General features: G+C 42.9%; 7 protein-coding genes. 3 read left to right on the top strand and 4 right to left on the bottom strand.

Annotation, left to right across the window (positions count from 1 at the left end):
* Window positions 1-175 precede the first annotated feature (175 nt).
* Entirely contained in the window at window positions 176-559 is a 384-nt protein-coding gene (locus VXQ92_RS14495) for a prepilin-type N-terminal cleavage/methylation domain-containing protein (protein WP_416682280.1), read from the bottom strand.
* Between the two features lie 469 nt (window positions 560-1,028).
* Here VXQ92_RS14495 and metK point away from each other — a divergent pair, with 469 nt between their 5' ends.
* The 3 genes from metK (at window position 1,029) to VXQ92_RS14480 (ending at window position 4,255) form a co-directional block, all read left to right on the top strand.
* Window positions 1,029-2,195 (top strand): methionine adenosyltransferase, encoded by a 1,167-nt coding sequence (gene metK / locus VXQ92_RS14490; RefSeq protein WP_005246700.1) that lies wholly within the window; start codon window positions 1,029-1,031, stop codon window positions 2,193-2,195.
* A 228-nt stretch (window positions 2,196-2,423) separates the two neighbouring features.
* Window positions 2,424-2,768, top strand: a complete 345-nt coding sequence (locus VXQ92_RS14485; protein WP_416682277.1) for a hypothetical protein — start codon at window positions 2,424-2,426, stop codon at window positions 2,766-2,768.
* A gap of 275 nt (window positions 2,769-3,043) precedes the next feature.
* Window positions 3,044-4,255, top strand: coding sequence for a YeeE/YedE family protein (locus VXQ92_RS14480; RefSeq protein WP_064095953.1), 1,212 nt, complete (start codon window positions 3,044-3,046; stop codon window positions 4,253-4,255).
* Between the two features lie 52 nt (window positions 4,256-4,307).
* Here the strand turns inward: VXQ92_RS14480 and VXQ92_RS14475 are convergent, their stop codons facing one another.
* The 3 genes from VXQ92_RS14475 to VXQ92_RS14465 form a co-directional block, all read right to left on the bottom strand.
* Window positions 4,308-4,817 carry a hypothetical protein gene (locus tag VXQ92_RS14475; protein WP_064102008.1) on the bottom strand — a complete coding sequence of 170 codons (510 nt, stop codon included), beginning with the start codon at window positions 4,815-4,817 and terminating at the stop codon, window positions 4,308-4,310.
* A gap of 63 nt (window positions 4,818-4,880) precedes the next feature.
* Complete coding sequence (locus VXQ92_RS14470) at window positions 4,881-5,660, bottom strand: TIGR03915 family putative DNA repair protein (protein ID WP_416682276.1); 780 nt, start codon at window positions 5,658-5,660, stop codon at window positions 4,881-4,883.
* A complete protein-coding gene (locus tag VXQ92_RS14465) occupies window positions 5,660-6,919 on the bottom strand; it encodes a putative DNA modification/repair radical SAM protein (RefSeq protein ID WP_416682274.1) in 1,260 nt (419 codons plus the stop codon). Before VXQ92_RS14465 ends, VXQ92_RS14470 begins: the two co-directional genes overlap by 1 nt.
* Window positions 6,920-6,977: the final 58 nt, after the last annotated feature.

Genomic DNA, 6,977 nt, shown 5'->3' with positions numbered 1-6,977 from the left:
TTTATTGATGAATTTATTCTCGATAAGAATCATCTGCTGCCACAGAAAATCTATAAATAATAGTGCGTAAGTCCTATATAATGTAATTTTTCTTATTTTTAATTATAAAATATTTATAAATCCATATAAAAATCTAATTAGCTTAGGCTAAATTTTTAATATGGATGGACTTTGATTATTGACCCTGACAATCGTTCGGCAAATAGCGCTGCTGAATATTGGTTGAATAACATTTCCCACTATAAACATCAAAGGCAATTGATTTCCCGCGAATCGCGGCATCTACACCTTGTTGCCGCATCTTAAATTCAATCCGGCAGGCAGCGTTAATGATCACTTTTTCGATATATTGGCTACCACCACCAATCTGCCGTCCGGCATCACACTGTTGATCCGAGGCAATAAAATGGCTTCGATATACCCTAGCCTGCTGAAACACATCAGCCAATTGAGAACGTACGATATAGCCTTGATAGCTCATAAAAGCCATCGTGGCTAAAATCGCAACAATTATCGTTACAATCAGCCCCTCAATCAGGGTAAATGCCTTTTGATACATCATCTCTGATCTCCGTGTAGTCTTGCTCCAACAGTCCATACAAAAAGATGTAGCTATTCCTAAGTGACAAATATTGAAGACTGAGGCTAATATGAAGATATACCCGGACACCCACAAGACAGCTAGTCGCACGGCATACCCGCTTGCTTTGCTTTATTGATGTAATGATCACTTGCTTAAAACAAGGTTTGAATTTTTAGCTTTATATTCTTTGCACGTTTATTTTTTTAAATTCAATTTGAAATCTAATAATTTAATTTTTTGTCAGTTTGGGGTGTTAAATATTATTAATGTATGTTCTCTCACGAATAATGCTGATTTAATAGGCATATCAATTTTTTTAATTCTATTAATCAATTAAAAACACAATATTTTGAAACAATTTCGTCCAATTTTGTTGCGTTAAGCTAGTCCTAGAGCGCAACTCGATGTAACATATCGGGTCTTTAAAATTAACTGTGATAGGACTATGCGCGAGTACGCTGTATTTACTTCGGAATCTGTAAGCGAAGGCCATCCAGATAAAATGGCTGACCAAATCAGTGACGCTATTTTGGATGCAATCTTAAAAGAAGACCCATATGCACGGGTTGCTTGTGAAACGCTTGTAAAAACAGGTGCGGTTGTACTTGCCGGTGAAATCACCACTACGGCAAATGTTGATTTTGAGGCAATTGTACGTCATACCGTGAACGGAATTGGTTATCACCATTCTGATCTGGGTTTTGATGGCTCAACCTGTGCTGTAATCAACATGATTGGCAAACAGTCACCTGAAATTGCTCAGGGTGTCGACCGCCAAAAACCTGAAGATCAGGGTGCCGGTGACCAAGGACTGATGTTCGGTTATGCAAGCCGTGAAACTGATGTACTGATGCCTGCCCCGATTTCATATGCACATCGTCTTATGGAAAAACAGGCTGAATTACGTCGTGATGGTACGTTGCCATGGTTACGCCCAGATGCCAAAAGTCAGGTAACTTTTGCTTATGAAAATGGTGTGCCAGTACGTTTAGATGCCGTAGTCCTTTCGACTCAACATGATCCTGAAATCACTCAAGCGAACCTGAAAGAAGCTGTGATTGAAGAAATCGTGAAAAAAATCATTCCTGCTGACATGTTCCATGCCGACACCAAATTCCATATCAACCCGACCGGTATGTTCGTGATCGGTGGTCCTGTGGGTGACTGTGGTTTGACTGGCCGTAAAATTATCGTAGACACCTACGGCGGTATGGCGCGTCATGGTGGTGGTGCTTTCTCCGGTAAAGACCCATCTAAAGTTGACCGCTCTGCTGCTTATGCAGGTCGTTATGTTGCGAAAAACATTGTGGCTGCTGGTCTGGCTGACAAGTGTGAAATTCAGGTGTCATATGCGATCGGTGTTGCCGAGCCAACTTCAATTTCAATCAATACTTTCAATACTGCAAAAGTATCTGAAGAATTGATTATTGCATTGGTGCGTGAACACTTCGACCTACGCCCATATGGTATTACCCGTATGCTTGACCTGATCCAGCCTATGTACAAGCAAACTGCTGCTTATGGTCACTTTGGTCGTGAAGGTTCGGATACAGCCTTTACCTGGGAAAAAACAGACAAAGTGGAAGCGCTTAAAGCCTCTGCCGGCCTGTAATTTATTCCTGAGAAAAGCCCGCTTTATGCGGGCTTTTTTTATGCTTTAATATCGATTCAATGAAACTTCGACTTACTTATCATCAAAACCTCAAGTAGCTCCTAACCTTTCTCAAATCTATAAAAGTTACATTTGACAAACAATTTTTGATCTATTTTCTAGCATAAATTCAAATAAATAGTTGATAGATTAAACTCCAGCTCTACAACAACAAAAGGATATTACCCGATGAAAAAACTACTTATTGCTTTAGGTTTAGTTACAACTGTTGCCCTGGTAGGCTGTAATAAAGAAAAAGCGCCTGAAACAGGTGCCACCACAGGTGAACATCTAGAAAATGCAGCAGATCAAGCCGGGCATGATATTAAAAATGATACACGTGAAGCTGAAGTCAAAACTGAACAGGCTCTGGATAAGGCAGCAGAAGAAACTGCTAAAGCTGCCGATGATGCAGCTGCTGCAGCTTCCCGCGCCGCGGATGCCACTGCTGAAGCAGCACGAAAAGCAACTGCTTCTACCGCTGCGGCAGTTGAAGATGGTGCTCAAGACGTCCGGGAAAAAGCCGAAAACTGATTTTAGCGTTCAGCTTGATATTGAAAAGCCTGCAAATTGCAGGCTTTTTTATGCATGATAGTTTTGGTCATTAATATCTATAAATTTAAAGTGGGTTTATTACCAGATAAAATCTGCACTTTATCTAAACCGCCCAATAAGATCAGATAAGCTGATAAATCTTATCAACAATTAGAATGACTTAATAATGATTAATGCCCTAAAACAAGCTGCATTAAAGCTGAAATTCAGTAGAATACCAGCCTTTATTTATTATTTTTAAGATTTTCACTCCCATGTCAGTCATTGTTGCTGCTTCCCAAAGGTCGAATATTTCGGTTTGGGCAGCTTTTATCTTGCTTATCATAGGTACAATCGGTGCCTATCAAATCGTTGGCTTAAATCAAGCCCTGTTATTCTTGATTGGTGGTGCACTGGGCATGACCCTGTACCATGCATCTTTTGGTTTTACCTCAAGCTGGCGTGTGTTTATCAAGGAACGTCGCGGTCGTGGTTTACGCGCGCAGATGATTATGCTCGCTCTGGCCGTCTTGCTGTTCTTCCCCGCCTTAGGTGCGGGTGAGTTATTTGGTAACCCAGTTAAAGGCAATGTTAACCCCGTTTCCATGTCAGTCATGATTGGTGCCTTTATTTTCGGTATCGGCATGCAACTTGGTGGCGGCTGTGCATCCGGTACCCTGTATACCGTAGGTGGTGGTAGCGCACGCATGCTGGTGACGCTCTTGTTTTTCTGTATTGGGTCAGTGATTGCGACCTCGCATCTTGACTGGTGGTTTGCCCTTCCGCATCTTGAACCGATTTCTCTAGTAGAAAGTTTAGGGGTGATCCCTGGATTACTGTTGAGCTTTATCATTTTTGCCATTATTGCTGCAGCAACAGTTTATTTCGAAAAGAAACGTCACGGTAGTCTCGAAATTGAGCCCAGTAGTAAACACCAAGGCTGGAAGCGCTTTATCCGTGGTCCATGGCCTCTGATTTGGGGTGGTATTATCCTGACCTTACTCAACTTTGCGACTCTGGCATTAGCAGGTCGTCCTTGGGGCGTGACCTCTGCACTGGCTGTGTGGGGTGCCAAAGGTGCAAGTCTTGTAGGTATAGACGTTGCATCCTGGGATTATTGGCAACAGGCGGGTAATGCAAAAGCGCTGGCCAACTCACTCTGGTATGACATTACCTCCATGATGAACTTCGGTATCATGCTGGGTGCTTTGCTGGCAGCAAGTCTGGCAGGTAAATTTGCGCCGAATTTCAATATTCCAAAACATTCACTGATTGCCGCTGTTGTAGGTGGCATAATGCTGGGCTACGGCGCACGATTAGCTTATGGCTGTAATATTGGCGCATATTTCAGTGGGATTGCGTCTGGTAGTCTGCATGGCTGGTTGTGGCTGGTGTTTGCCTTTATCGGCAATGGCATTGGGGTAAAACTTCGTCCAATCTTCTTCCCGGATGAAAAACCGCAGCCTGAAAAACTGACCGGTTGTTAATGCTTAAAATCAAAAGCCCATCTTGATGATGGGCTTTTTTTGTCTTCAGGATTTACAGCGCAGCTTTTAAATTACAGCCATAACCCATGGTCTGCTGAACCTGACGATAAGTCGTATAACGGTCCAGAATAAAGGTATAAAAATGATCGGCGTCGGAGAAATTGGCTTTTAAATTTTCATTCTTGGCATTGGGCAATTTAATGTCATCGACCAATTCCAGATTGTAATGTCCCAAGCGGTACATATCGGCAAAATAACTATTCATCATATCGCAATAGGCGATTTTACTGGGTTTTAATGCGGTACTGCTAACGAGATGCTGGTTCAAGCTTTGCAGATTATTGACATCTAAAGGAAACTGGTGCGCGAAAGCAATACTTTCGACTTTCTTAAATTTCTGAAAATCCTGGGCTAACTGGACATTGAGGGCATCAAAACGTTGCTGCAGTTCTTGTGCGGTCTGAACCTGATATTTGACTGGATCTACGACCGGTTTTTGTGGTTGTTCCGAACATGCAGTTAATCCAGTGAGCAGCGCTAATGACGTTAGCCATACCTTCATGTTTATACACTCAATTTAAATATACCAATGCTTATTATGCCTGAAAACAGCCTGATGTACTGTTTAAAGTAATTTCTCATTCATATAACGCCAGTAACGCTTTGGCACATATTGAATATGCAATTTCATGTTCTTGCGCGCCTGAATATTCACACTATTGAAATAATCTTTCCAGAGCTGATCATATAGCAGCTCTTGATCATCCAGTTCAATACTGAATGACTGACTATGACCAATCCGGATTTGTGGATCGATTATTTCCGCGTTCATCTCGACCTGATGCATCTGCTTTAAATCATAATAAATACCGTAATTACGCTGCTCATCATAAATCAGCCAGCTTTGATCCTGATAACGCTCCTGAAAATGTCGGGAAATAATCGGCAAGACATTAAAGTCCGGTCTGACCAGACTCAGAAACAAGCCATCTTTGGCTTTTTTAAAGCGTACAAAAGCCTCCATGCGATGCTTTTCCCGACCCACTTGCTTGGCCCATTGCGACATGCCGATTACCGCAGCATGACCATAATCTTTATCGACTGGACGCTGGTTTTGAAAGACATAAACTGCAAAATCAAAAAGACTCTGAAACGCTGCTTCCTGCTCTGACAGAAAGGTATAGTAAAAAGCACGCAAACTGCTGGAAGATACTTTCTGCTTTAATCCCTGCCACACCCGCTGCCCATGTTGATCATTAGAGGCCACATGGATAAATTCATCAAATAAACCTGTTTGTGCTTGAGGATTGGCCGTCACTATCACATTAAATTCTTTAAACTCGAAAGCACGAAATACACAACTGAGCAGACCAGTCATGCTGCCATCAAAACAGTAACTTGCCACTAAAAACCCAATCCTAATTGAGGTGAAAGTTGCTGCTGATACTTGGATTGCCCTGACATCAAAATTTGCTGGCGGATCTGATGGGCGTGCTGATCTTTCCTGAATTTCGGTGTATCCGCACAGCGGATAAAATGCTGCGCCCGGTTATAAGCCACGCCCATCCGTTTTAGCTGGTCAATATGGATCTGTCCAAAACGGCGGGCCTGTACAATTTTCTGGGCAGAACGCACGCCTATGCCGGGTACACGCAGAATCATTTTATAGTCGGCACGGTTAATATCGACCGGAAAGGCTTCAGGATGACGCAAGGCCCAACTGAGTTTGGGATCAATCTCCAGTTCCAGATTCGGATGCTGATCATCGACAATTTCATCAGCAGCAAAGCCGTAAAAACGCATCAGCCAGTCGGATTGATACAGGCGGTTTTCTCTTAATAATGGCGGTGCTGAGCCGATAGCAGGTAAGGCTTTCTCTTCAGGATTAATCGGGATATAACCAGAGAAATACACTCGCTTCAGCTTAAATTCCTTGTAATGCCGGTCAGCCATCAAAATAATGTCCTGATCGGTTTCACTATGTGCGCCCACCACCATTTGTGTAGTTTGTCCGGCAGGTACAAATTTTGGAACGGACTTGATCAGCTTGCGTTCATCTTTGAGCTGGATCAACCGGTCACGCACAATGCCCAAGTCTTTTTGTACTTCGGCATGGGTTTTCTCAGGCGCAAATTTTTGCAGTCCCGCTTCCGTTGGCATTTCCAGATTAATACTCATACGGTCGACATACAGCCCGGCTTCGGTAATGATCTCCTGTGATGCACCCGGAATAGTTTTCAGATGGATATAGCCATTAAAGTTTTCTTCGAGTCTAAGTTTTTTGACGACTTGCAGCATCCGCTCCATGGTGTGATCGGCTGATTTAAAAATCCCCGAACTGAGAAACAGCCCCTCAATATAGTTACGCCGATAAAAGTTCATGGTCAGATCGACGACTTCCTGCACGGTAAATGCTGCACGCTGAACGTCATTGGAACGGCGCGAAACACAATAGGAACAGTCAAAAATACAGACATTAGAGAACAGAATTTTCAGCAAGGAAACACAGCGGCCATCTTCGGTATAGCTATGACAGATGCCATTCCCTGTATTGCCCACACCCTTGTCTTTATTTTTACGGTTGCTACCGCTGGATGAGCACGACACATCATACTTGGCAGCATCGGCTAAAATTCGCAGTTTTTCACGGATACGATCAGACATGGGCTCAGAGGATATTTGACCAAAAAGCTATTATAAAGTCTTACTTTCCAGACCTATA

It is taken from the genome of Acinetobacter sp. 228, from assembly GCF_048147885.1.
Note: the sequence above shows the minus strand (reverse complement) of the source record. Positions and strands in the feature narration are given on the sequence as shown.

Excerpts from the sequence above, each read along its gene's own strand:
- VXQ92_RS14475 (WP_064102008.1), bottom strand. The coding sequence starts at position 4,817 with ATGAAGGTATGGCTAACGTCATTAGCGCTGCTCACTGGATTAACTGCA.
- VXQ92_RS14495 (WP_416682280.1), bottom strand. The coding sequence starts at position 559 with ATGTATCAAAAGGCATTTACCCTGATTGAGGGGCTGATTGTAACGATA.
- VXQ92_RS14465 (WP_416682274.1), bottom strand. The coding sequence starts at position 6,919 with ATGTCTGATCGTATCCGTGAAAAACTGCGAATTTTAGCCGATGCTGCC.
- VXQ92_RS14480 (WP_064095953.1), top strand. The coding sequence starts at position 3,044 with ATGTCAGTCATTGTTGCTGCTTCCCAAAGGTCGAATATTTCGGTTTGG.
- VXQ92_RS14485 (WP_416682277.1), top strand. The coding sequence starts at position 2,424 with ATGAAAAAACTACTTATTGCTTTAGGTTTAGTTACAACTGTTGCCCTG.
- metK (WP_005246700.1), top strand. The coding sequence starts at position 1,029 with ATGCGCGAGTACGCTGTATTTACTTCGGAATCTGTAAGCGAAGGCCAT.